Annotated in this window: 15 protein-coding genes; 11 read left to right on the forward strand and 4 right to left on the reverse strand. The window is 68.9% G+C overall.

Annotated features, from left to right (window positions below):
* Positions 1 to 8 precede the first annotated feature (8 nt).
* The 3 genes from JYK18_RS17185 (at position 9) to JYK18_RS17195 (ending at position 3,631) form a co-directional block, all read left to right on the forward strand.
* Entirely contained in the window at positions 9 to 1,193 is a 1,185-nt protein-coding gene (locus tag JYK18_RS17185) for a 5-(carboxyamino)imidazole ribonucleotide synthase (RefSeq protein ID WP_206803002.1), read from the forward strand.
* Positions 1,194 to 1,397: 204 nt separating this feature from the next.
* Positions 1,398 to 1,895: a 5-(carboxyamino)imidazole ribonucleotide mutase gene (gene purE, locus JYK18_RS17190; RefSeq protein ID WP_206803003.1), complete on the forward strand. Its 498-nt coding sequence runs from the start codon at positions 1,398 to 1,400 to the stop codon at positions 1,893 to 1,895.
* Between the two features lie 26 nt (positions 1,896 to 1,921).
* The gene (locus tag JYK18_RS17195; protein WP_206803004.1) at positions 1,922 to 3,631 is read left to right on the forward strand and encodes an acyl-CoA dehydrogenase; all 1,710 of its coding nucleotides are present in this window, start codon (positions 1,922 to 1,924) and stop codon (positions 3,629 to 3,631) included.
* A gap of 51 nt (positions 3,632 to 3,682) precedes the next feature.
* On the opposite strand, the gene JYK18_RS17200 is transcribed toward JYK18_RS17195, so the two are convergent.
* Positions 3,683 to 5,344 (reverse strand): class I adenylate-forming enzyme family protein, encoded by a 1,662-nt coding sequence (locus tag JYK18_RS17200; protein ID WP_206803005.1) that lies wholly within the window; start codon positions 5,342 to 5,344, stop codon positions 3,683 to 3,685.
* A 102-nt stretch (positions 5,345 to 5,446) separates the two neighbouring features.
* Between JYK18_RS17200 and JYK18_RS17205 the strand changes: the two genes are divergently transcribed.
* Positions 5,447 to 6,610: an acyl-CoA dehydrogenase family protein gene (locus JYK18_RS17205; RefSeq protein WP_374195051.1), complete on the forward strand. Its 1,164-nt coding sequence runs from the start codon at positions 5,447 to 5,449 to the stop codon at positions 6,608 to 6,610.
* Between the two features lie 44 nt (positions 6,611 to 6,654).
* Here JYK18_RS17205 and JYK18_RS17210 read toward each other — a convergent pair whose 3' ends face one another.
* Positions 6,655 to 7,338, reverse strand: a complete 684-nt coding sequence (locus tag JYK18_RS17210; protein ID WP_242579209.1) for a site-specific integrase — start codon at positions 7,336 to 7,338, stop codon at positions 6,655 to 6,657.
* A gap of 89 nt (positions 7,339 to 7,427) precedes the next feature.
* Here JYK18_RS17210 and JYK18_RS46730 point away from each other — a divergent pair, with 89 nt between their 5' ends.
* Positions 7,428 to 7,811, forward strand: a complete 384-nt coding sequence (locus JYK18_RS46730) for an HAD family hydrolase (RefSeq protein ID WP_242579210.1) — start codon at positions 7,428 to 7,430, stop codon at positions 7,809 to 7,811.
* A gap of 185 nt (positions 7,812 to 7,996) precedes the next feature.
* Here the strand turns inward: JYK18_RS46730 and JYK18_RS17220 are convergent, their stop codons facing one another.
* Together JYK18_RS17220 and JYK18_RS17225 are read right to left on the reverse strand one after the other, a co-directional pair.
* On the reverse strand, positions 7,997 to 9,388 hold the full coding sequence (locus tag JYK18_RS17220) for a PIN domain-containing protein (RefSeq protein ID WP_206803007.1): 1,392 nt from the start codon (positions 9,386 to 9,388) through the stop codon (positions 7,997 to 7,999).
* 822 nt (positions 9,389 to 10,210) lie between these two features.
* Complete coding sequence (locus tag JYK18_RS17225; protein WP_206803008.1) at positions 10,211 to 11,464, reverse strand: helix-turn-helix domain-containing protein; 1,254 nt, start codon at positions 11,462 to 11,464, stop codon at positions 10,211 to 10,213.
* 395 nt (positions 11,465 to 11,859) lie between these two features.
* On the opposite strand from JYK18_RS17225, the gene JYK18_RS17230 reads away from it, so the two are divergent.
* From JYK18_RS17230 to JYK18_RS17255, 6 genes are all read left to right on the forward strand, one after another.
* Positions 11,860 to 13,404 carry a CocE/NonD family hydrolase gene (locus JYK18_RS17230; protein WP_206803009.1) on the forward strand — a complete coding sequence of 515 codons (1,545 nt, stop codon included), beginning with the start codon at positions 11,860 to 11,862 and terminating at the stop codon, positions 13,402 to 13,404.
* Positions 13,401 to 14,327, forward strand: coding sequence for a R2-like ligand-binding oxidase (locus JYK18_RS17235; RefSeq protein WP_206803010.1), 927 nt, complete (start codon positions 13,401 to 13,403; stop codon positions 14,325 to 14,327). Before JYK18_RS17230 ends, JYK18_RS17235 begins: the two co-directional genes overlap by 4 nt.
* Before the next feature lie 147 nt (positions 14,328 to 14,474).
* Positions 14,475 to 15,668, forward strand: a complete 1,194-nt coding sequence (locus JYK18_RS17240) for an MFS transporter (protein WP_206804290.1) — start codon at positions 14,475 to 14,477, stop codon at positions 15,666 to 15,668.
* 140 nt (positions 15,669 to 15,808) lie between these two features.
* On the forward strand, positions 15,809 to 17,545 hold the full coding sequence (locus tag JYK18_RS17245; RefSeq protein ID WP_206803011.1) for a fatty acyl-AMP ligase: 1,737 nt from the start codon (positions 15,809 to 15,811) through the stop codon (positions 17,543 to 17,545).
* Positions 17,542 to 23,961 (forward strand): beta-ketoacyl synthase N-terminal-like domain-containing protein, encoded by a 6,420-nt coding sequence (locus tag JYK18_RS17250; protein ID WP_374195026.1) that lies wholly within the window; start codon positions 17,542 to 17,544, stop codon positions 23,959 to 23,961. The genes JYK18_RS17245 and JYK18_RS17250 overlap by 4 nt, the downstream gene beginning before the upstream one ends.
* Positions 23,916 to 25,502 carry an acyl-CoA carboxylase subunit beta gene (locus JYK18_RS17255; protein ID WP_206803012.1) on the forward strand — a complete coding sequence of 529 codons (1,587 nt, stop codon included), beginning with the start codon at positions 23,916 to 23,918 and terminating at the stop codon, positions 25,500 to 25,502. The genes JYK18_RS17250 and JYK18_RS17255 overlap by 46 nt, the downstream gene beginning before the upstream one ends.
* Positions 25,503 to 25,513 lie beyond the last annotated feature (11 nt).

Consider the following 25,513-nt stretch of genomic DNA (forward strand, 5'->3'; position numbering starts at 1 on the left):
GGCGCATCATGGACAAACGAACCGGACTGCCGATCGTCGGCATGGTGGGCGGCGGCCAGCTGGCCCGGATGACGCACCAGGCGGCGATCGCGCTCGGCCAGTCCCTGCGGGTGCTGGCGGCCGACGAGAACGACTCGGCCGGCCTGGTCGCCGGGCAGGTGGTGCTCGGCAGCCACACCGACCTGGACAAGCTGCGCGAGTTCTCGTCCACTGTGGACGTGCTCACCTTCGACCACGAGCACGTGCCCGGTGAGCACCTGCAGACGCTGACCTACGAGGGCGTGGTGGTCCGGCCGGGGCCGGACGCGCTGCTGCACGCGCAGGACAAGCTGGTCATGCGCGAGCGGATGCAGTCGACCGGCATCCCCGGGCCCGCCTTCGCCAGGGTGTCCGATGTGGACGACGTGCTGGCGTTCGGCGAGGCCCAGTCCTGGCCGATCGTGCTCAAGGCGGCGCGCGGCGGGTACGACGGCCGCGGGGTGTGGATGCTCGACTCCGCCGAGGAAGCCGCGAACCTGGTGCCGGAGCTGATCGAGGCGGGCACGCCGCTGCTGGTGGAGCAGAAGGTGGCCATGCGCCGCGAGCTGGCCGCGCTGGTCGCGCGCTCGCCGTTCGGGCAGGGCGCTGCGTGGCCGGTGGTGGAAACCGTGCAGCGCGACGGGATCAACACCGAGGTGCTCGCGCCCGCGCCGGGGCTGTCGCAGGAGAAGTGGCAGCAGGCGCAGGACCTGGCGCTGCGGGTGGCCGCCGATCTCGAGGTGGTCGGCGTGCTGGCCGTCGAGCTGTTCGAGACCGACGAGGGCCTGCTGGTCAACGAGCTGGCCATGCGCCCGCACAACTCCGGCCACTGGACCATGGACGGTGCGCGGACCTCGCAGTTCGAGCAGCACCTGCGGGCGGTGCTCGACTACCCGCTCGGGACCACCGAACTGCTCGCGCCGCACTGCGTGATGGCGAACGTGCTCGGTGCGCCGGAGGCGCCGCGGATGGGGCCGGACGAGCGCGTGCACCACCTGTTCGCGCGGTACCCCGACGTCAAGGTCCACCTCTACGGCAAGGGCGAACGGCCGGGGCGCAAGCTGGGCCACGTCAACCTGCTCGGGGACGACCTCGACGACCTGCGCCACCGCGGGAAACTGGCCGCGCACTGGCTGTCCCACGCCGAGTGGCTCGACGGCCACGAGATCCACTAGAGAGTCGAGTGCGTGGCTTGCGTGGCGGTGCGGGTGGCGGAACCTCAGGCGCCTTCTCGCTCCGGGAGCTCCACCTCATGAATGCCGATTCACCACGGTGAAGCTGTCCTCGCGAGAAACCGCCTGAGAACCCGCCGCGGTGCGGGTTGATGGCCCACAGCAAGCGGCTCCGCCGCTTGGGAAACGATGAGGAGATCGTTCGAAATGTCTGCCGTTGTCGGTTTGATCATGGGTAGTGACTCGGACTGGCCGGTGCTCGAGGCCGCCGCCAAGGCGCTGGATGAGTTCGAGGTGCCCTACGAGGTGGGCGTGTACTCCGCCCACCGCACCCCGCGGCGGATGATGGACTACGCCGAGTCGGCCGCCGAGCGCGGGCTGAAGGTGATCATCGCCGGCGCCGGCGGTGCCGCGCACCTGCCCGGCATGGTGGCCTCGGCCACGGTGCTGCCGGTGATCGGCGTGCCGGTCCCGCTGAAGTACCTCGACGGCATGGACTCGCTGCTGTCGATCGTCCAGATGCCCGCGGGCATCCCGGTGGCCACGGTCTCGGTGGGCGGCGCGCGCAACGCGGGCCTGCTCGCGGTGCGCATGCTGGCCGCGAACGACGAGTCCCTGCGGGCGCGGATGGTCCGCTTCCAGGCCGACCTCGAGCAGCTCGTCCTGGACAAGGACGCCGCGCTCCGGGCGAAGCTTGGTTCCTAGCCCGGTCTTTGTTACTGTCCAGTAACATGGAACTGTTCAACCCGCGTACGTACGACCCCGCGCACTTCGACGCGGAAACCCGGCGCCTCCTGCGGGCCACCATCGACTGGTTCGAGGCACGCGGCAAGACCGCGCTGATGACCGACTACCACGCGCAGACCTGGTACGCGGAGTTCCTGGAGTTCGTCGCCAAGGAGCGCGTGTTCGCCACCCTGCTCACCCCGTCGGCCGACGCGGACGGCGACGAGAACAAGCGCTGGGACACCGCCCGCGTCGCCGCGATGTCCGAGCTGCTCGGCTTCTACGGGCTGAACTACTGGTACACCTGGCAGGTCACCATCCTCGGCCTCGGCCCGGTGTGGCAGAGCGAGAACCCGGCGGCCCGCGCGCACGCGGCCGGGGTGCTCGAGTCCGGTGGCGTGCTCGCGTTCGGACTGTCCGAAAAGGAGCACGGCGCGGACATCTACGCCACCGACATGGTGCTCACCCCGGACGGTGACGGCTTCCGCGCCACCGGCGGCAAGTACTACATCGGCAACGGCAACGTGGCCGGCGTGGTCTCGGTGTTCGGCCGCCGCGCCGACGTCGACGGCCCCGAGGGGTACGTCTTCTTCACCGCGAACAGCGCGCACCCGAACTACCACCTGATCAAGAACGTGGTGCCCTCGCAGATGTACGTCAGCGAGTTCCGGCTGGAGGACTACCCGGTGCGCGCCGAGGACGTGCTGCACACCGGTCCCGCCGCCTTCGACGCCGCGCTGAACACGGTCAACGTGGGCAAGTTCAACCTCGGCTTCGGCGCGATCGGCATCTGCTCGCACGCGCTGTACGAGGCGGTCGCGCACGCGCACGGGCGCCTGCTCTACGGCAACCGCGTCACCGAGTTCCCGCACGTGCGCCGCGAGCTGGTCGACGCCTACGCGCGGCTGAGCGCGATGAAGCTGTTCGCCGACCGCGCGATCGACTACTTCCGCACGGCCGGGCCCGAGGACCGCCGGTACCTGCTGTTCAACCCGATCACCAAGATGAAGGTGACCACCGAGGGCGAGCGGGTGATCGACCTGCTGTGGGACGTCATCGCGGCGAAGGGCTTCGAGAAGGACACGTACTTCTCGGCGGCTTCGCGGGACATCCGCGGCCTGCCGAAGCTCGAAGGCACGGTCGCGGTCAACCTCGCTCTGGTGCTGAAGTTCATGCCCGCGTATTTGTTCAACCCGGCTTCCTACGAGCCCGTGCCCACGCGCCAGGACGCGGCCGACGACGAATTCCTGTTCCGCCAGGGTCCGGCGAGGGGACTCGGGAAGATCCGTTTCCACGACTGGCGGGAGCCCTATTCGCAGTACGCGGAAGTGCCGAACGTGGCCCTTTTCCGCTCGCAGGCCGACGCGTTCTGCACGCTGCTGACCACGGCCGCGCCGGACGAGGCGCAGCAGAAGGACCTGGACTTCCTGCTCACCCTCGGCGAGCTGTTCACGCTGATCGTCTACGGGCAGCTGGTGCTGGAGCAGGCGCGGATCGTCGAGCTGGACACGGACACCATCGACCAGATCTTCGACGTGCTGGTGCGCGACTTCTCGCGGTACGCCACCGAACTGCACGGCCGGGCCTCCTCGACGGAGGCGCAGCAGGAATGGGCCCTCTCGCAGGTGCGCAAACCAATCGGGGACGCGGACCGGTACGCCCGGATCTGGGCCACCGTCGAAGCCCTCGCGGACACCTACTTGATGCGCCCCTGACCGATGCAGTGAATGTGGCTTTCACAGCACATTTCGCTGTGAAAGCCACATTCACTGCAGCTGGTCGCGTAGTTTTCGCTTCAGGATTTTTCCGGCGCCGGAGATCGGCAGCTTGTCCACGAAGTGGAGTTCGCGCAGGCGTTTGTACGGCAGCACGAGGTCGTTCACCGTCGCCATCAGGTCGGCGGCGGTGGCGTCCGCGTACCCCGGCGCGCGCACCACGAAGGCGACCGGCAGCTCCCCGGCCGCCTCGTCCGGCCGTCCCACCACGGCCGCCACGGCGACCGCTGGCTGCGCCGCCAGCAGTTCCTCCAGCTCCCGCGGGTAGACGTTGTACCCCTTGTACAGCAGCAGGTCCTTCTTGCGATCCACAATGGACAGGTAGCCGTCCTCGTCGATCGTGCCGATGTCGCCGGTGTGCAGCCAGCCGTCCACCAGCACGGCGGCCGTCTCCTCCGGCCGGTTGTGGTACCCCGGCATCACCTGCGGCCCGCGCAGGCACACCTCCCCGCGCGAACCCGCGGGCAGCGGCTCCTCCCCGCCCTCCGCGGCGACGATCTTCACCTCGGTGTCGGCCAGCGGCACCCCGACCGTGCCCGGCTTCCGCAGCCCCGACCGGAAGGCGGGCGCCGCGATCGCGCCCATGGTCACCTCGGTCAGCCCGTAGCCCTCGGCGATCACCGCGTTCGGCAGCCGTTCGCGCAGCAGCTTGATCGTCGACACCGGCAGCGGTGCGGCCCCGGAGGTGACCAGCCGCACCGAGGTCAGGTCCCGCGTCTGGAAGTCCGGCACGGCCAGCAGCGCGGCGAACAACGCGGGCGCGCCACCCACCATGGTGACCCGCAGGCGCTCGGCGTCGGCGAGGTACGCGGCCGGGTCGAGCCGGTCGTGCAGGACCACGCTGTAGCCGGTGAGCACGGGCGCGTTCAGCGCGGCGATGATTCCCATGGCGTGGAACCAGGGGGTCAGATTGATGGCCACGCCGGTGCCCAGCGGCACGGGCCACTCCTCCGGCGAGCCGATCTGGTCGAGCACCAGATCGCCGTCGGTGTTGAGCGCGGGGACCGCTCCGTGGGACCACGAGCTGTACTGCAGCGTGTTCGCCACCACGTGCCGGTGGGTCAGCCGGACGCCCTTGGAGCGGCCGGTGGTGCCGCCGGTGTAGGCCAGGTGCGCGAGCGTCTCGCGGACGTCGATGGCGGCGGCCGGGCGCTGGTCACCCGCCTCCCGGTAGAAGGCGCCGAACTCGACCGCGCCGGGCGGCAGCTCGCCGATCGGGTTGGCCACCAGCACGATGCGCACCTCGGTGCGTTCGAGCACGCTGGTGAGCGTGCCGGAGGCAGCGCCGCAGGTCACGGCCACCACGGCGCCGCTGTCGGCCAGTTGCGCGGCCAGGTCCTCGGCGGGCAGCAGCGGGTTCGCCGGGGTGAAGGTGGCCCCGGCGAGCAGCGTGCCGTAGTAGGCGATCGGGTAGGAGAGGCAGTTCGGCAGGTGGATGGCGACCACGTCGCCGGGACCGATGCCGTGCGCGCCGAGCGCGTTGGCGAACCGGCAGGCGGAGCGCCAGAGCTGCTCGTGGCTGAGCTGGGCGCCACCCTGCCGGAAGGCGGTGCGCCCGCCGTAGCGGGCGGCCGAGCCGGCCAGGATCGAGCCGACGGGAACCTCGGGATAGACCAGGGAGCGCGGGAGACCCGGGGGCGAGGTGATCGACATCACTGAACCGTACGAAGAGTGCGAGCGAGGACACAAGCTCCACATTGTGAACGAGCGCTAACATTGACAGTTGATCCCGCCAACGGAGATGAGGTGGCACGAGTGACTGAGGGCGTCGGGCTGTACCGGCTCGCGGAAGAACACGAGGAGCTGCGTGCCGCCGTGCGGGCGCTCGCGGAGAAGGAGATCGCGCCGCACGCGGCCGACGTCGACGAGAACGAGCGCTACCCGGTCGAGGCGGCTGCCGCGCTGGTCCGCTCCGGGTTCAACGCGGTGCACATCCCCGAGGAGTACGAGGGGCAGGGCGCGGACGCGATCGCCGCGTGCATCGTGATCGAGGAGATCGCGCGGGTCGACGCGTCGGCCTCGCTGATCCCGGCGGTGAACAAGCTGGGCACCCAGCCGATCTTGCTCTCGGCCTCCGAGCAGCTGAAGAAGAACGTGCTGCCGTCGATCGCCTCCGGTGACGCTTCGGCGTCCTACGCGCTGTCCGAGCGCGAGGCGGGCTCGGACACCGCGTCGATGCGCACGCGGGCCCGGTTGGAGGGTGACACGTGGGTGCTCAACGGCACCAAGGCGTGGATCACGAACGCCGGTGAGTCGACCTGGTACACCGTGATGGCGGTGACCGATCCGGAGGCGGAGAAGAAGGCGAACGGGATCTCGGCGTTCGTCGTGCACAAGGACGACCCGGGGTTCTCGGTGGGGCCGAAGGAGCGGAAGCTCGGCATCAAGGGCTCGCCGACGCGGGAGATCTACTTCGAGAACTGCGTGATCCCGGAAGATCGGATCATCGGTGAGCCGGGGACCGGGCTGAAGACCGCGCTGCGGACGCTGGACCACACGCGGCCGACGATCGGGGCGCAGGCGCTGGGGATCGCGCAGGGTGCGTTGGACGCGACGCTGGACTACGTGAAGGACCGCAAGCAGTTCGGCAAGTCGATCGCGGACTTCCAGGGCGTGCAGTTCATGCTGGCGGACATGGGCACCAAGATCGAGGCGGCCCGGCACCTGGTCTACGCCTCGGCCGCGGCTTCGGAGCGCGGTGACGCGCGGGCGGGGTTCATGGCGAGCGCGGCGAAGTCGTATGCGTCGGACATCGCGATGTCGGTGACGACGGACGCGGTGCAGTTGTTCGGCGGGGCCGGGTACACGCGTGATTTCCCGGTCGAGCGAATGATGCGCGACGCGAAGATCACCCAGATCTATGAGGGCACCAACCAGATCCAGCGGATGGTGATGGCTCGGGCTCTGTTGAAGGGCTGATTTGATCTCTCGCCGGTAGTTCGGGCGGGTCCTGGTTTCCATGATCAGGCCGCCTCCAGGCCGTCATCGTCACCAGGCCGCCCGAACACCGCGTCGATCGCCTTCCTTGCCCGCTCGTGGCTGGACGGCACCAAGTGCGTGTACGTCCGCAGCGTGAACCCGGCGTCCGCGTGCCCCAGGTACTCCGCTAGCTCCTTAATGGACACACCGCGTGACAGCAGTGTGGACGCGTAGAAGTGCCGCAGCGCATGCATTCCGTCACCACGGCCCCGGTGTTCGATCTTGGCTTTCCGGAAACCGCCCATCCACACCACCTTGGTGAACAGGTCGCCCGTGTACAGCCGCCCGTTCTCGCCGGTCATGAGCAGGCGAACGGTCACCGGCTCACCGTCTGGGGTACGCCAAGGCAGCGCGACGGCCGTCGCGGGGAACTGGTCTTCGTGGTCGTCGATCTCCGCCAGCACGGCGGGGGAGACGGGCACGGTCCGCGACTTCCCGCCCTTCGGAGGCGTGAACATCATCACGCCCCGGACCGTCTTGATCTGCCGCTGAACCCGGACCACCATCTCTGACCGGTCGATGTCGTCCGGCGAGAGCGCCAGGATGTCACCCTGCCGCGGGCCGAGCCCGGAGCCGAGCGGTACCGCAACCTTGAACGGTCCGGCAGGCCCATGTGGACCACCATCGCCAAGGAGTACACCCCGGTGACCATCGGCGACGAAGGCCAAGGCCCGCGAACTCCTGGCCAACGCCAAAGCCCTACTCCTGGACTTCGGCGGCCCCATCTGCTCCGTCTTCGCGGGCCTACCCGCCGCGGTTGTCGCCGAACAACTACGCGTGGTTCTGGCTGACGGCGGCCACACCGACCTACCAGAACCCGTCGCCACCCCCGACGCCCTTCGACGTCTTCCGCCACGCCGCCACCCTCGGCGACGACGAAGCCCGCTACGTCGAAGCCGCCTTCACCGCCCTCGAAGTCGAAGTCAACACCACCGCCGAACCCACCCCAGGCGCCCACGACCTCATCCGCGCTTGGCACGAGACCGGCCGCCCACTTGCCATCGTCAGCAACAACAGCACTTCTGCAGTCGCAGAGATCGACTTCATCTCGGCACGCGTTGGTTATGATGCTGAGTTCTCAAGCTGGATCCGACTTTATAATCGCGACACTGCGGAATCTTCTGATGAATCCAAGTCATAGTGTAATGATCGGCGACTCTGTGACTGACATTCAAGCGGCGGTAAGAGCAACTATTGGAAACATCGGATACGTCAACCGGGCTGGCAAACTGGAGGATCTGAAAGCAAGTGGATGCATGGCTGTCGTCACCGACATGACTTCATTGCAAACGTGGCAGTGCGTCGACTGGTTAACTTAGGTAAGCTTTACTCCATCTCCGTCGCTGTCAGTTCGCTGGTGACCTCTACTAGCCTACTCTCGGCGCGCTGCAGGCGCTCTTCGGCCTTATGGAGCTCGACGAAATCATCCCTTATTGCGCTGACTTCGTTGATTAGTCGCTGCGAGCTTTCCAGGTCGTGCATACTTCGGCTTATGACGTGGTCAAAATGTTCCAATTCGACAAACGCGCGACTTGATTCATTGTTGTCGGCGGCGGAAGAGGAATCTGTAGATGCCAGGATTTTCCGCAGGTTGTCACGTTCAGCTGAAAGAGTTGCGATTCGTGCGGTCGTCTCGGCATGGTCTAACTCGGCTCGCGTCAAAAGGTCGCGAAATTCAGAAAAGCTGCCAGGCCAAGTTTCATTGAGTCTTCCTCTCAATCTTTCGACGGCGACTCGTTGCTCCTCGAAATGCTTGAGTGCGCTGCCGTAGGACTGTCGAATCTGGTTGAGTCTCCTTCTTCTGACTGCGGCTTGCCTGTCTAGCATTCTCCCTCGTTCGAGGGTGGCGCTTATTTCGCGAACCTCCTCCACGGTCTCTTGCGATACGCTCGTGTTTTGGACTTCGTTGAGTGCTTGCACGAAATTCTGCACGCGGTAGGCGTAGAACCTATGTCCGGCTTTCGTGTAGAACTCCGCGCGTAAGCTAGGGTGTGGACCCAGGCGTTCACCCTTAGAGGTCCACCACCAGTCGTCTTTGCCATCGTCGGTGACAAAAATTATGTCTTGCGACTCATTTTTGGCGTAATCAATTACCTGTTTCCATATGACGAAATCTCCATACTTTTTATCGCCATCCTTGTTCTGGTCGTTGAATCCGGGAGGGATCTGATTTTTGAAACGCTCGTCACCCTCCTTGCGAATAAGCTCCCAGTCGCTCTCTGAATACGGAGATCCCACGCGTTGGTCATACAATGTTACTATTTCGTTCAGTATCGGATCACTCTGCGGCGTGATAGCGTATTGTGACGCCCTCGTGCGGCAGCGCTCCACCTCTTCCTTATGTAAAATCTCAAAAAACTCCGAGATTCTTTTCGAGATTGCTTTAATTTCAACAAAGGGATTCGTTCCCAGATTGTCTAGGTGAGAGCTGGCGCTCCTCGAAACCTGTTTGATGTTCTTATCTAGATTCTCGCAGAAAGCTTGCTGTTCACGTATCACGCCTACGCGACGTCGATGGAATTCATCGGCGACTTGATGCGGAATCCAAAGTCGTCGGGAAATGCTCTTCAGTCCTGTAAGAAGCTCCCGTCGTGCCTTGGGTGTGTATCTGTAAAGGTTAAGTAGTGCATTGGTATCCAGTACAATCGTGGCGTTCTGAAGCAGGCTCGCATGTTCGTCTTCTTTTAGTGGAATATAGCCATGAAATAAGTCGCGCAATTTCTCTCCTGTAACTGATCTGGCTATCGTTCGACATGCACGGGCGGTCGGCAGGTTCCATCTTCTCGCTCGCCTGCCGAATTTGGCTCTATGGGATCAAGAGCGCGCCGCCAGCGGCGGCGCGCGGGTCGCCCGAGCCGGCCGTCCGCGCGCGGCGAGCGCATCCATACCGACACACCGGGCTCCCGCTCCGCTCCGCCCGGCGACAGGTCGGCGCGCCCGCCGAACGTACGGCCGGGCTCGGCAGCCGCCAGCGGCGCGCGTGAGCCTTCGAGCATCGGACCTCCCTGTCGAGCGTCGTTCAAGCGGAGTCGGTAGACGCGCGTGGGCCGTTACGGCGAGTAAGCATGCGGTGATCACCCCGAAGCCTGATCGTGACAACGGCCGGTCACGCCGCGTCAAGGCGGGAAAGCGTGCCTTGACCCGTCGCAACTGGCCGCGTAGGGGCTTCGTGTCGGGGTGATGGGGGGCGTGGGCGGTCCCGCGTCAGGCCGTCTCTAGGCCGTGGGAGCGCGGGCAGGAGCAAGAACCGGCGAGAACTGGTGGTAAGTATCCGCGCTGGTCAGAGGTCATCTACGGGCAAGATCGGCAGGTGGTCAAGATCCGGGCGAGAGATCACCCAGATCTATGAGGGCACGAACCAGATTCAGCAGATGGTGATGGCTCGGGCTCTTTTGAAGGGCTGATTTTGGGCTGGTTGCCGACCGGGGTGAGGGGAGGACTGGATGGGCTCGTGATTGGGTTTCGTGTCTGGCTGCCGGTTGGTATCGCGGTTATGGGGGTGGGTGGTGGCGGTTTGTTGCCCGGCTGCCGGTGCTCTTCTTATTGCTGTTCCAGGGGGTTGTCGTGCAGTAGGCGGTGGGCTTCCAGTGAGAGTTGCATTTCGAAGCGGAGTTCTGGGGTGTTCAGGCGGTCACCGAACAGCTCGGTGAGTTGGTTCAGCCGGTAGCGCACGGTTTGCGGGTGGATGTCCAGGGCCTCGGCCACCTCCGGGGTGCTGCCCCGGTACTCCAGCCAGGCCAGCAGCGTGCTTCCCAGGCGGACCTGCTGCTTCGGCGTCAGGCCCGCCAGCGGCGCCAGCGCGCGTTTGCTCAACTGCCGCAACAGGAACTCGTCCGAGAGCAGGAGGAGTTTCGAGAGGTGGTCACCGCTGCGCGTGATGGGGGCGTTGGGCAGGATCGCGCGGTGGACCAGGTCCAGGGTTCGGCGGGCCCAGTGCAGGGACGTCGCCGCCTCGGCCAGGGGGACGTGCGGGCCGGCGGCGGCGCGCCAACCCTCCAATTCGGACTCCAGGGTGGCCAGGTCGCGCTTCGGGTCCGGGGTGAGCAGGTACGGCTGCGTGCCTTCCAGGTCCAGCAACACGTCCGCGTGCACGGCCGGCGTGTGCGGCCGGTCGATCCGGGCCTCCAGCGCCACCAGGGTGACCGACTCCGGGACCGGCCACTCCGCCGCGGCCGCCATCGCGGCGATCGTCTGCGCCGAGGACGTTGGGGTGGCGAGGATTCGCTCCAGCAGCCGTTGCCGCCGCCGCTCCAAAGTGCCCGCCGCGCGGGCCTGCGCCATGGTGTAGCCCTCGACCGAGTAAGCCGAAATCTCGTCCACGAAAGCGAAAATCGCCTCCGCGCCGACGCAGAGCATGGAGGCGGGCAGGCGTAGCTTCTGGCCGAACGCCGACACGTACCGCCACGCCGCCCGGCCGCCGACGCGGTAGGCCGACTGCAGCGAATCCAGGCTGCGCCCGTCGTTGTACACCCGGCGGCCGATGCCGCGGAACAGGTCGTCCCACTTCTGCTGCGCGGTGCCCCGGCCTTCGATGCTGTCGATGCAGTTCAGCACCGCGCGCTCGATACCGAGCGTGATCACCTTGCCGAACTGGCCCTCCAGCGGCTGGGCGTACTCGGGCACCGCGCGCTGGATCTCCTCCAGAATGGTGCCCGCCAGCTGGTCCGCGTGCGGCCGGAACCGCCTGGCCACCTCGCCGGGGAGCGAATACCAGAGGCTCTGCGAATGGCTGGTCTGGCTCTCCGGCACCGCCGGGACCTGCTGCCGCAGCGCATTGTCGCTTGCCGGGTGCATCTTGCCCCCTTTGTGCTCGCAGTAGTTTCCACGCTGATCACGTACCGCGCCCGGAGTATGCACTCACGGTCAGAACAGTTCTGGCAACCCTTGTGTCCGATGCCTCACGAGAACTTGTCAGCGCCGGAGTGCGGCGGCAATGATCTTTGTCCGTTTTTGCCAAACGCCACCCTTTCGGGGGTGCGGTAGTTGCGCTGGGTGGTCGGCTGCGCCGGGGTGAGCAAGGCCCGCCGAGAACTTGTGCTGCGCATGACAAGTGGGAAACGCACACCTTCTCCGCGCTGATTGCCGACTGCTACCTTTCGATCTCCGACGAGGTCCGGGGCCGGGAACGCTTTCCGCCGGACGAATTTCGCGAATCATATTCACCTTTCCGCGAGGAGGTTTTCGCGCGCATGATCCGCCGGGCGAAATGGGTGGTCCACCGGGTGCTCGCGGTGGTGTTGCTGAGCGCCGTGGTGGCAGCTCCGGCCGTCGCCGCCGAGGGCTTCACCACCAGGTTCGTCACCGTGCCCGCCGCCGACGGCATCGGGCTCGGGGCGATGGTGCTGGAGCCGAGAGCCCCGGGGCCGCACCCGGTGGCCGTGTTGATCAGCGCGTGGGGCGGCGGTTCGACGCAGAACGTCGTCCCGGCCAAGAACCTGGCCGACCGCGGGTACGTGGTGGTGGCCTATGGCGCGCGGGGATTCGGTGAATCCGGTGGTCAGGTCGAGGTCGCGGGTGCGGCCGACATCGCGGACGTGTCCACGGTGCTCGACTGGACGCTGGCGAACACCGACGCCGACCCGGCGCGGATCGGCGTCGGCGGGGTGTCCTACGGCGCCGGGATCGGCTTGATCGCGGCCGGCGCCGACGCCCGGATCAAGGCGGTCGCTTCGCTCAGCGGCTGGTCGGACCTGGCCGAGTCGCTGTCGCAGAACGAGACGCGGCACGGGCTGGCCGGACTGGTGCTCTACCTGTCCGGAAAGGCCAACGGCGAACTCAGCCCGGAAACCGACACCATGCTGACGAAGTTCCTCACCCCGCACCTCTCGGACGCCGATTCGGCGGCGATCATCGAATGGTCGAAACCGAGATCGCCGAGCACGCACCTGGACCGGATCAATGCCAACCACCCGGCCGTGCTGACGATTCAGACGTGGAGCGAAACGGTATTCCCGCCGGATCAAATGGTCGAGCTGCACCAGAACCTGACCGGCGCGAAACGGGCGGAATTCCTGCCCGGTGACCACGCTTCCGCGGAATCCGGCGGGCTGCTCGGCCTGCCCAGCGAAACCTGGAACTCGGTGTACCGCTGGTTCGACGCCCACGTGGCGGGCACCGACGACTCGATCACCCGCGAGAACCCGATCGTGACCAGGGCTCGTCCCGGTATGCAGGCCCCGGAGACCTTCCCGAACTGGGAAGCCGCGGTCGGCAGCCCGTCACGGTGGGAGCTGGCGCCCGCCGAACTGACCACCGGCCGCGACACCCCGGCCAACGGCGGTGTGCCGCTGGCCACCTACAGCCTCGAAGCGCTGACCGGTGACCCGCCGACCGCCTTCCTTCCGCTGGTGAGCAAGCGGGACGCGGCGATCTGGCAGCAGGCACCGCTGACCTCGCCGATGCGCATCCGGGGCGCGTTGACCGCGCAGCTCACCGCCACGCCGTCCGCGCGCAACGGGACCGTGATCGCCTACGTGTACGACGTGGACCAGTTCGGCGTCGGCAGGCTGATCAACTACCTGCCCTACAGCTGGAAGAACGCCGAGCCCGGCAGTCCACTGAGGATGGACTTCGAGTTCTCGCCGACCGCCTACACCGTGCCGGCCGGGCACCGCCTCGCGCTGGTCACCGACACGAAGGACCCGCTCTTCCTGGACTGGACCACCGAGGAAGGCCCGCTGACCTTCTCCGCTCCGTCCTGGTTGGACATTCCGACGAAGGGATCGCAGGGATGACCGCGTTCACCACACTGCGTGCCGACGGCCTCACCTGGGACGCGCTGCCGCTGCGGTTGTTCGACAAGGGCAACGCGAAGTTCTGGAACCCGCGTGACCTCGAATTCGACCAGGACGCCAAGGACTGGGCCGCGTTGTCGGACGAACAGCGCTTCGTCGCGACGATGTTGTGCGCCCAGTTCGCGGGCGGCGAGGAGTCGGTCACGCACGAGATCCAGCCGTTCATCGCGGCGATGCGTGCCGAAGGCCGGTTCGGCGACGAGCTGTACCTGACCCAGTTCTGCCTGGAGGAAGCCAAGCACACCCAGGTGTTCCGGCTCTGGCTGGACGCCGTCGGGGTGACCGAGGACCTGCACAGCCACGTCGAGAACAACCCCGGCTACCGGGCGATCTTCTACGACGAGCTGCCCACCGCGCTCGGGCGGTTGACCGACGATCCGAGTCCGGAGAACCAGGTGCGCGCTTCGGTGGTCTACAACCACGTCGTCGAGGGCGTGCTGGCGCTGACCGGGTACTTCGTCTGGAACCGGGCGTGCCGGGCGCACGGCATCCTGCCCGGGATGCAGCAGCTCATCCGCCACATCGGCGACGACGAGCGTCGCCACATGGCCTGGGGCACCTTCACCTGCAGACGCCACGTCGCCGCGGACGACCGGAACTGGGACGTGGTGACCGAGCAGATGCAAGCGCTGCTGCCCCATGCGATCGCGCAGATCGAGTGGACCACGCGGCAGTTCGACGGCGATCCCTTCGAGTTGCGGCTCGACGGGGTCATGGACTACGCGGCCGGGCACGCGATGCGGCGGTTGCGGGCGATCGAGGCAGCACGTGGCATGCCGGTGGACCGAATTGACCTCGACTACAGCCCGGAGCGACTGGAGGAGGAATTCCGCTCCGAAGACGAACAGGCCCTCGGCGACTGAGCGGAGGCGGGTGCGGTGGCCAGCCGGAACCCCGGTCAGAACATCGACCGGAACGCACATGAGGAGGTCCGCGACGGCACCGGCCAGGACGGTGGTGCGGACCCGGCCGAGGAAATTCTTCAGGACGTTGCGGTATCGGGTCGTGCGGTGGTCCCCACGCTGGTGGTGATCGCGCTGGGCGGGTTCGTCACCAGCCTGGACAACAACATCGTCGCGGCCGGGGTGCCGTCGATGGCTCGCGAGCTCGGCCTCGGCCTCGGCGAACTCCAGTGGGTCAGCATCGGCTACATGCTGCCGTTCGCCGCGTTGTTGCTGGTCGCGGGCCTGCTGGTGGACCGCCTGGGGCAGGCCCGCACGCTCGTCGGCGGGTTGATCGGGTTCGGCATCGGCGCGGTGGCCGGCGGGTTCGCCACCACCGGCTGGGTGCTCATCGGCGCCCGCGTGCTCCAGGGCACGGCCGCGGCGTTCATGGTCCCCGGCCTCCTGAGCCTGTTGCGCACCAACCTGAACAGCCGCCAGCGCGCGGTCGGCGCCACGCTCTGGACCGCGAGCCTGGCCGTCGCGCTCGCGGTCGGCCCGACCGTCGGCGGGCTGCTCAGCGAATACCTGCACTGGGGCTGGATCTTCTTCAGCAACCTCCCCTTCGTGGCCGCGATCGCGCTGCTCGTCCCGGCCACCGCGGGCGGACGACGACATCGCGGCGGGCGGATCCACCTCCGGCCGATGTTCCAGGCCTTCTGGCAACGGGTGTTCGTCAGCGGACTCCTGGTACAGATCCTCTGGGGCCTCGGGGTGTCCGGCGTCTTCTTCTTCACCCCGTTGCTGCACCAGGAATCACTCGGCCTGACCCCGTTGCTGGCGGGCCTGCCACTGGTGCTGGTGGCACTGGCGATCATGGCCGCCACCCCGGCGGTGCCGTGGTCGGTGACCCGCTTCGGTCCACACTGGACGGTGGCGGTCGGGCTCACCGGGGTGGCGGCCGGCCTGGTCGCGGTCGCACTGGTCAACCACATTCCGGAAATACCGCCCAGAATTCCCGGGCTGCTGCTGATCGGCGCGGGATCGGCGCTGACCACCCCGCTGACTTCGTTCGCGCTCGAAGTGGTGCCCGGTGAACACGCCGGAATGGCGTCCGGGCTGCTCACCGCGTCCAGGGAACTGTCCGGCGCGGCCGGGGTCGCGTTGATCGGCGTCGTGCTGACCTCGGTCCGCGCCACGCACCTCCAGCTCGGCGAAGGTCCAGCACTGGCAACGGGTTACACCGCCGGGCTGTACACCGCGGCCGGGCTGGAACTGGCCGGTGCGGCACTGGCACTCGCGGTCTTCCGCCGCCGTGAATGAGGTTTTGTGCGGCGGGTGACAAGCCGGCCGAAAATTGTCCACGCCGGGGTGAGCAGGCGAATTCCGGTTCGTTGACACCCCACGGCACCCTTCCTATCTTCAGAAAACGGTTTTTGTTCCCGGCACGATTTCGAGGGACGATGACGACTTCAGCCTCCGCCTCCGTCGCGGAAATCCAGGACCAAGACACCACCGAAACGCTGGCCACCCTGCTGCACCACTGGGCGGCCAGGCACGGCGACGAGATCGCGGTGACCTTTTTGGACTACCGCACCAGCGAGGACGGCCGCGCCGCCTTCCTGACCTGGCACGAGCTGGACGACCGGGTCAGCGCGGTGGCCGCGCGAGCGCTGGAGCTGGCCGCCCCGGGTGACCGCGCGGCGGTGCTGGTCGAGCAGTCGGCCGACTACGTGGTCGCCTTTCTCGGCGCGATCCGCGCGGGGCTGGTGGCCGTGCCGCTGTTCGCGCCGAACCTGCCGGGGCACGCCGGGCGGCTGACCGCGGTGCTCGCCGACTGCGACCCGCGCCTCGCGCTCACCACCGCGCCGCAGCTCGATCAGGTCGCCGAGTTCGTCGATCCGAAGAGGACGGACCTGGTCGCGGTCGACCTGGTGCCCAGGGCCCGCGAACGCGACTGGCCGGTGCCGGACCCGGACGATCTCGCGTACCTCCAGTACACCTCGGGGTCCACGCGCAGTCCGGCCGGGGTGATGCTCAGCCACCGCAACGTGCTCGCGAACGCGCGTCAGGCGTGCGCGGCGTACGGCGCGGTCACCGGGCAGACCACCACGGTCAGCTGGCTGCCGCTGTTCCACGACATGGGCCTGGTGCTCGGCATCGCCGCGCCGATGGCCGTGGGCATGGCCGCCACCCTGCTGGACCCGGTGGCGTTCCTGGAGAACCCCGTCCGCTGGCTCCGCGCGCTTTCGGCGAGCCCCGGCGCGATCAGCGCGGCGCCCAATTTCGCCTACGGCTACGCCGCTTCACGCGTTTCGGAGCGCGACAAGAGCTACCTCGAACTCAGCCGCGTGGTGTCGTTGATCAACGGGAGCGAGCCCGTGCTCCCGTCGACGATCGCGCAGTTCCAGAACGCGTTCGGCGAGTGCGGGCTCGACCCGGCCGTGCACCGGGCCTCGTACGGACTCGCCGAGGCGACCGTGCTGGTCTCGGTCAGCGACGCCGGAGAACCACCGCGGCAGGTCGACTTCGACCGCGACCGGCTCGCCGCCGGCGCGGCGGTTCCGGCGGGGAAGCACAAATCGTCCACTTTGGTCTCCTGCGGGTACGCCGCCGGCCAGCAGTTGAGGATCGTCGACCCGGAGAAGCGCAAGGCCGTGCCCGGCGGCACGGTCGGCGAGATCTGGGTGCGCGGGGAGAACGTCGGCCGGGGTTACTGGCGCAATCCCCAAGCCTCCGCAGGCGTCTTCGGGCTCCCACTCGACGGGGTCGACGGCTGGCTGGCCACCGGCGACCTCGGGGTGCTCTTCGACGGCGAGCTCTACGTCACCGGCCGGAGCAAGGACCTGGTGATCGTCGACGGCCGCAACCACTACCCGCAGGACATCGAGCAGACCGTGGAAGCGCATCCGGCGGTGCGGCGGCATTCGGCCGCGGCGTTCGCCATACCGCTCGACGAGGGGGAGGCCGCCGTGGTGGTGCTGGAACGCGCGAAGAACCTGGCGCCGGACGAAGCTAACCTGGTGGCCGCGACCGAAGCGCTCCGCGCCGAGGTGGCCACCCGGCACGGGTTGAAGCTGACCGACCTGGTGTTCCTCGCGCCCGGTGAGGTGCCACGAACGTCCAGCGGCAAGATCAGCCGGTCCTCCTGCCGGGCGCGGTACCTCGACGGTGCCTTCGCCGACCGGAGGCTGTCGTGAACGCCGCCGAGCTGACCGCCTGGCTGGTCGGGCGGGTGGCCGCCCTGCTCGGCCGCCCGGCGAGCGAGATCGACACCCACCGCCCGCTGCGCGAAGCCGGACTGTCCTCACGCGACACCATCACGCTGACCGGCGAACTGCGGCGGCTGCTCGGTCGCGCCCTGCCGCCCACCCTGCTGTGGGAGCACTCCACCATCGCCAGTCTCGCCCAAGCACTGTCCACTGAGGAACAGAACACCCGGCAGCCGCTGAAGCCCGCCGAGGAAGGCGAGCCGATCGCGGTGGTCGGCATCGGCGTCCGGCTGCCCGGCGGGGTGGAGTCACCCGCCGACTTCTGGCGCCTGCTCGACGGTGGTCGCGAGGCGATCGGCACGGTCCCGGATGGACGGTGGGAGGCATTCGCCGATCCCGCCGCGCTGGCGGCCATCCCGCAAAGGGGCGGTTTCCTCGCCGACGCCACCGGGTTCGACGCGGGCTTCTTCGGCATCACCCCACGGGAAGCGGAAGCCATGGACCCGCAGCAGCGCGTGCTGCTGGAGGTCGCGTGGTCCGCACTGGAGCACGCGGGCATCCCGCCGAGCACCCTCGGCGGCACCCGGACCGGGGTGTTCACCGGGGTTTCCGCCAGCGAGTACGGCATGCTCACGATGAGCGATCTCGACACCATCGACGCCTGGTCCGGCACCGGCGCGGCGATGAGCATCGCGGCGAACCGGTTGTCCTACCTGCTCGACCTGCGCGGTCCGAGCCTGACCGTGGACACCGCCTGCTCGTCTTCGCTGGTCGCCGTGCACATGGCGGTGCAGAGCCTCCAGCGCGGCGAGAGCGAGACCGCGCTCGCCGCCGGGGTCAGCCTGATGCTGTCACCCGGGATCACGGCGAACTTCCACCGCGCCGGTGTGCTCGCCGAGGACGGCCGCTGCAAACCGTTCGCCGGGGACGCCGACGGCATCGTGCGCGGCGAGGGTTGCGGCGTCGTGGTGCTGCGCCGGTTGAGCGAAGCGCGCCGGGCGGGAGACCGGGTGCTCGCGGTGATCCGGGGCAGCGCGGTCAACTCCGACGGCCGGTCGAACGGCCTGATGGCGCCCAATCCACGCGCACAGGAGATGGTGCTCGCCGACGCCTACGCGGCGGCCGGCGTCGACCCGGAGGGGGTCGACTACGTGGAGGCGCACGGCACCGGCACCCCGCTCGGTGATCCGATCGAGGCGGCGGCGCTGGGTACCGTGCTGGGCAGCGGCCGGGAGTGGGGGCGGCCGCTGCTGATCGGTTCGGTGAAGAGCAACCTCGGCCACCTGGAGGGCGCGGCGGGCATCGTCGGCCTGATCAAAGTGGTGCTGGCGCTGGGGAACCGGCGCCTCCCGGCCAGCCTGCACTTCGGCACGCCCAACGCGCAGATCGACTTCACCGGCCTCGGCCTGCGGGTGGTCGGCGAACCGGAACGCTGGCCGCGGTACTCCGGCATGGCCAGGGCCGGGGTGTCGGCGTTCGGCTTCGGCGGCACCAACGCGCACGTGGTGCTGGAGGAGTGGCCCGCCGGGGCGTTCCCGGCGAAGCGCACCGGCGACGGGCCGGGGGTGTTCGCCCTTTCCGACCGCACCAAGGAAGGCGTCCGCGCCCGTGCCGCGGACCTGGCTCGCTGGCTGGACACCGAGGAGGACGTGCCGCTCGCCGCGCTGGCGTCCACTTTGGCCGGTCGACGCGAGCACCTGCCGATCCGGTCGGTGGTGCTCGCCGACGACCGCGCGCGGCTGGCGGACGGCCTCCGCGCACTGGCCAAGGGCTTGCCCGGTGCCGAGGTGGTCAGCGGGGAAGCGGCTCCGACGCCACCCGAACCGGTCTTCGTCTTCTCCGGTTACGGTTCGCAGTGGCGGGGGATGGGCCGCGAACTGCTCGCGACCGAACCCGCCTTCCGCGACAAGATCGACGAACTGGAGCCGATTTTCCTCAACGAGGCCGGGTTCTCGTTGCGTGGTGCCCTCGAAGGGGAACCCGAGGGCCTCGCGGGCATCCAGCTCGCACTGCTCGGCACACAGCTCGCGCTGGCCGCGCTCTGGCGGTCGCACGGGGTGGAACCCGCTGCCGTGCTCGGGCATTCGATGGGCGAGGTCGCCGCGTCGGTGGTGGCCGGCGCGCTGGAGGTCGCCGACGGGGTGCGCGTGATGGCGATCCGGTCGCGGCTGCTGGAGACGATGGACAGCACCGGCGCGATGGCCGTGGTCGAACTGTCCCCGGCCGAACTGTCCGATTTGGAGGCGAACTTCCCCGGCATCACCGTCGCCGTCTACGCCTCACCGACGCAGTGCACGGTCAGCGGGGACGCCGACCAGGTGGCGGCGCTGGTGGCGCACGTGGAAAGCCTCGGCAGGCTGGCGAAACCGCTGAAGGTGGCCGGTGCCGGGCACTCGTCGGCGGTGGACGGGCTGCTCGGGCGGTTCCGCGCCGAACTCGGTCCGCTGCACCCGCGCGTCCCCGAGATCGCCTGCTACACCAGCGTGCTCGACGACGCCCGCGAGGAACCCGACTTCGACGTCGAGTACTGGGCCGCGAACCTGCGGCGGCCGGTGCGGTTCACCCAGGCACTCGACGCGGCGATGGTCGACGGGCACACGTTGTTCCTGGAGATCTCCCCGCACCCGGTGGCACTGGCCGCGATCGAGCAGACCGCCGCCGGTCGCGCGACCGGCCTCGGCAGTTCGAACCGGACCGCCGGCGAGCGCACTACGTTCCTCACCTCGCTGGCCCGCCTGCACGTGCTCGGCGTGCCCGGTGTGCTGGAATCGCGATGCACCAAGGCAACACCCGTCGAACTGCCCGGCCCGCGCTGGCGGCACCAGCGGTTCTGGCCGGTGCGCCGCCCGGGGCAGTCGGGCGCGCACCCGCTGCTCGGCACGCACGTCGAACTGCCGGACGACGGCAGGCACGTGTGGCGCGGTGAAGTCGGCACCGACGCGCACCCGTGGCTGGTGGACCACGCGGCGCTGGGCGTGCCCGTGTTCCCCGGCACCGGCTACCTCGAACTGGCGCTGGCCGCCGCGCGCACCGCGCTCAAGTCGGACGCGGTGGTGGTCACCGAGCTGGAGCTGTTGAAGCTGCTGCCGTTGTCCGCGCGGACCGAGGTGACCACCACCTTCGCCGCCGGTCGCGTGGAGGTCCACGCGAAGTCGGCGACCGGCGAGTGGATCCGGCACGCCACCGCGAAGATCCGCACCGGTGAGGAACCGGCCGAACCGCTGCCCGGCGCCGAAGACGGCGAGCCGTTCGACCTGTACCGGGCGCTCGACGCGATCGGGCAGAGCTACGGACCCGCCTTCCGGGGCCTGCGCGAGGTGTCCGCCGCGCCCGGCCGGGCCACGGCCTCGATCTCACCGCCGGTGGAACCACAGTTCGTGCTGCACCCCGCGCTGGCCGACGCCTGCCTGCACGCCCTCGCCGCGGCCGCCGATCTCGACCAGGCGGAAGGCATCTACCTGCCGCTTTCCCTCGGATCGGCCAGCTTGCACGGCGATCCGCGGCACGGCGCCCGGGTGCAGGCGGTGATCGAGTCGATCGAGGACGACGGGCTGGTCGGCTCGGTGCGGCTGCTCGACGCGTCGGGTGCGGTCGTGGTGGCGATCAACGAGGTCTACGTCCGGCGGTTCCAGCGGTCCTCGTTGCCGGTCCCGCTGTCCGGCAAGGTTTTCGAGGCGCGCTGGGAACAGGCCGAACTGCCTGCCGAAGAGCCGGGCGGCCGGACCTGGCTGGTGCTCGGGGAACTGGCCGAGCCGGAACTGGCCGCCTTCCGCGACGCGGTGTCCGGCCGGGGCGACGACCTCCTGGTGCGCCGCGAAACCGAGGGCCTGGCCGCCTTCCTGCGGGACAAGTCCGAAGTGGACGCGGTGCTCTACATGGTCGGGCACGGCACGATGGAGCCGGAGGACGGCGAACGGTTCGTGCTGGCCACCGGAGCCGTGGTCGCCGAACTCGCCGAGTTGGCCGACCCGCCGCGCCTGTGGCTGATCGGCTCCGGCAGCGCGGTGATCGAACCCGGTGAGGCGGGCTGTCCCGGCATCGCGGCTCTCCGCGGCCTGGTCCGGGTGCTCGCCTTCGAACACCCCGAGCTCCGCGCGACCCTGCTCGACTTCGACGCCGAGCCCGATCCCGCGCGGTTGTGGGTCACCGAACTGCACGACGAGATCCGCGCCGACTCCCCGGCCGACGAAGTCGCCTGGCGCGAAGGTGTCCGGTACGTGCGACGGCTGGCCCGGCCGACGCTGACCCCCGGTGCGCCCGCGGTTCGCGACGGTGCCTACGTGATCACCGGTGGCCTCGGCGGGCTGGGCCTGCACGCCGCGCGCTGGCTGCTCGACCGGGGTGCCGACCACGTGGTGCTGTCCAGCCGCCGGGGTGGTGAGGCGCCGATGCCCGGGGTCGAGGTGGTCGCCGGGGACATCGCCGAACCCGGGGTGGCCGCGCGCCTGGTCGAGGCCGCGACCAGGGACGGCCTGCCGTTGCGCGGGGTGCTGCACGCGGCCGGCGTGCTCGCCGACGGCGCCGCGATGAAGCTGACCGCCGAGCAGGTGCGGCGGGCGTGGTGGCCCAAGGCGCACGGCGCGTGGCAGCTCCACGAGGCGACGATGGGGCACGAGCTGGACTGGTGGCTCGTCTACTCCTCGGCCGCCTCCCTGCTCGGCTCGCCCGGCCAGGCCGCCTACGCGACAGCGAACGCCTGGATGGACTCGCTGGTGGAGTGGCGGCGCGCGAACGGGCTGCCCGCGACCACGATCAACTGGGGTGCCTGGGGCGACATCGGCGCGGCGGCCGGGACGAAGAACCCGGTGCTCGAACCGCTCAGCCCGGACGAGGGCCTCGAAGCGCTGGAGGCGGTGCTGGCCGACGGCCGGGCCGCGACCGGTGTGGCGCGCCTCGACACCACGACCGTGCTGAACCTCTTCCCGCAGCTCACCGCGCGCACGTTCTTCGCGTTGCTGGCACCGGATGAGGTCACGTCCGAGGTGAGCTGGGACGGCATGGCCGCGTTGCGGTCGGCCGAACCGGCGGCAGCGCGGGCGGCGCTGGCCGACCACCTGGTGGCGATCGTCGCCGGGCTGATGGGCTTCGAACCCGAGCAGATCGACCGCCACTGCCCGCTGACCCAGCTCGGCCTCGACTCGCTGCTGGCGATGCGGGCGCGGGGTGCGGTGGAACGCGACTTCGGGCTGTCCCTGCCGATGCCGTTGCTGCTGCGTGGTGCCTCACTGGCCGAAGTGGCCGCGCACCTGGCCGAGGCCGCCGGGTTCGGCGGCGAACTGCCGGCGGTCGTGTCCACTGTGGTCGGACCACGTGATCCGGCCGAGCGGTGGGTGGCGCGGGTCTGGCGTGAGGTGCTGGCCGGTCGTGAACCCGGGGTCTACGAGGACTTCTTCCTGGTCGGCGGGGACGCCGAGCGGGCAGAGCGGTTGCGCGCGGCCATCTCGGAGGAACTGAGCGCGGTCCCCGACGAGCGGACGTTGTTCGCCGCGCCGACCATCGCCGCGATGGCCGACCTCCTGCGGGCCGAGATCGAAGGGCACGGCGGTGGCCCGATCCGGTTGCTGCGGGACGGCGTCGCGACCGACCCGGTGTTCCTGTTCCACCCCGCCGGTGGTCCGACCAGTGTCTACCGCGCGCTGGTCGACCGGCTGACCGACGGCCAGCCCGCGTACGGCTTCGAACGGCTCGACGATCTCGAAGACCTGGAGGACAAGGCCGCCTGCTACGCCGAGCTGGTCCGCGAGGTCCAGCCGACCGGCCCGTACCGGCTGGGTGGCTGGTCGTTCGGCGGCTGCCTCGCCTATGAGACCGCGCAGCAGCTCGCCGCCGCCGGCGAGGAGGTCGACCTGGTGTTCCTGATCGACTCGATCCTGCCGCTGCCCGCGCCGGGCCGGTCCTCGGCGGACCTGCTGCTCGAACGGTTCGGCCGGTTCGCCGAGCACATCGAGCAGACCTACGGCGCCGAGCTGGACCTGAACGGGCTGGAGCTGGGCGGACTGGACGAGCGGGCGCAGATCCGGGCGGTGATGGACCGGCTGGCCAGCAAGGTGCCCGGGCTCGGCCAGGGCGTGCTGCACCACCAGTACACGTCCTATTTGGACGCCCGGGTGGCCGAGCGCTACCGGCCGCGTCCCTATCCCGGCCGGGTGGTGCTGTTCCGCGCCCAGGAACCGCACCCGCTGACCACCACGCTCGACCCGCGGTACCTGCGCACCGACGACGCGCTGGGCTGGGACGAGCTGTGCGCGGCGCTGGAGGTGGTCCGGGTGCCCGGCGACCACCTGTCGCTGATCGACCCGCCGAACGTCGAGGTGATCGCCGGGCGGCTGAACCGGTTGCTGAACGGAGGGAGTACGGCATGGACCACGCCGACCGCGGCCACCACTCGACCGCCTACCGCATAGCCGAGCTCGCCGACCGGCGCGACGAGGTCGAGCGCATCGCCGAGAAGCGCGCCGTCGACCGCCAGCACGCCAAGGGAAAGCTCACCGCCCGCGAACGGGTCGAGCTGCTGGTGGATCCGGAGTCCTTTGTGGAGCTGGACCAGTTCGCCCGGCACCGCTGCACGGACTTCGGCATGGAGGCGAACCGGCCGTACGGCGACGGCGTGGTGACCGGGCACGCCACCATCGACGGCCGCCAGGTGTGCCTGTTCTCGCAGGACTTCACCGTGTTCGGCGGCAGCATGGGCGAGGTCTTCGGCGAGAAGGTGCTGAAGGTGATGGACCTGGCGATGACCATCGGCTGCCCGGTGATCGGCATCAACGATTCGGGTGGCGCGCGGATCCAGGAGGGCGTGGTCTCGCTCGCGCACTACGCGGAACTGGGGCGCCGCAACGCCTTGGCCTCCGGGGTGATCCCGCAGATCTCGATGATCATGGGCCCGTGTGCCGGTGGCGCGGTCTACTCGCCGGCGATCACCGACTTCACCGTGATGGTCGACCGCACCTCGCACATGTTCGTCACCGGACCGGACGTGGTGCACGCGGTCACCGGGGAACGGGTGAGCACCGAGGAACTCGGCGGCTCGGCGACCAACAGCGAGGTCTCCGGCAACGCGCACCACCGGGCGGTCGACGAGGAGGACGCGGTCGACTTCGTGCGGACCCTGCTCGGCTACCTGCCGTCGAACAATGTGGACGGTCCGCCGGAGTTCGCCGACGAGACGGCGGCCGGGCTGACGCCGTCCGACCTCGAACTCGACCGCGTGATCCCCGATTCGATCAACCAGTCCTACGACATGACCGAGGTGATCGCGCGCATCGCGGACGACGGTGACTTCCTGGAGATCCACGCCGGGTTCGCGCCGAACATGATCTGCGCGTTCGCCAGGATCGAGGGGCACACGATCGGAGTGGTCGCCAACCAGCCCGCGCGCCAGGCGGGCGTGATCGACATCGACGCGTCGGAGAAGGCGGCCAGGTTCGTCCGGTTCTGCGACGCGTTCGGCATCCCGATCCTCACCCTCGCCGACGTTCCCGGTTATCTGCCGGGCGTCGACCAGGAGCGCCACGGGATCATCCGCCGCGGCGCCAAGCTGATCTACGCCTACTCGGAAGCCACCGTGCCGAAAGTGACCGTGGTGACCCGCAAGGCCTACGGCGGCGGGTACGCGGTCATGGGGTCGAAGCACGTCGGCGCCGACGTGAACATCGCCTGGCCCACCGCGGAAATCGCGGTGATGGGGGCCGAGGGCGCGGTGCGCGTGCTGCGGCGTCGGGAGCTGGCCGGGCTCGACGGTCCGGAAAGGACATCGGCCGAACGGCGGTTCGTCGACGAATACCGGGAATGCCACGGCGGCCCGTACACCGCGGCCGACCGCGGTTACGTGGACCTGGTGATCCCGCCGTCGCAGACCCGCCTCCAGGTGGCCAGGGCGTTCCGCCTGCTGCGCGGCAAACGGCAGGTCCTGCCCGCCAAGAAGCACGGCAACATCCCGCTTTAGCGAATGGAGGA

This window comes from Amycolatopsis sp. 195334CR (assembly GCF_017309385.1).
In the GTDB taxonomy this organism is placed as follows: domain Bacteria; phylum Actinomycetota; class Actinomycetes; order Mycobacteriales; family Pseudonocardiaceae; genus Amycolatopsis.

Coding starts and splice junctions, on each gene's coding strand:
- JYK18_RS17255 (WP_206803012.1), top strand. CDS start 23,916: ATGGACCACGCCGACCGCGGCCACCACTCGACCGCCTACCGCATAGCC.
- JYK18_RS17185 (WP_206803002.1), top strand. CDS start 9: ATGGACAAACGAACCGGACTGCCGATCGTCGGCATGGTGGGCGGCGGC.
- JYK18_RS17235 (WP_206803010.1), top strand. CDS start 13,401: ATGACCGCGTTCACCACACTGCGTGCCGACGGCCTCACCTGGGACGCG.
- JYK18_RS17225 (WP_206803008.1), bottom strand. CDS start 11,464: ATGCACCCGGCAAGCGACAATGCGCTGCGGCAGCAGGTCCCGGCGGTG.
- purE (WP_206803003.1), top strand. CDS start 1,398: ATGTCTGCCGTTGTCGGTTTGATCATGGGTAGTGACTCGGACTGGCCG.
- JYK18_RS17195 (WP_206803004.1), top strand. CDS start 1,922: ATGGAACTGTTCAACCCGCGTACGTACGACCCCGCGCACTTCGACGCG.
- JYK18_RS17200 (WP_206803005.1), bottom strand. CDS start 5,344: ATGTCGATCACCTCGCCCCCGGGTCTCCCGCGCTCCCTGGTCTATCCC.
- JYK18_RS17230 (WP_206803009.1), top strand. CDS start 11,860: ATGATCCGCCGGGCGAAATGGGTGGTCCACCGGGTGCTCGCGGTGGTG.
- JYK18_RS17245 (WP_206803011.1), top strand. CDS start 15,809: ATGACGACTTCAGCCTCCGCCTCCGTCGCGGAAATCCAGGACCAAGAC.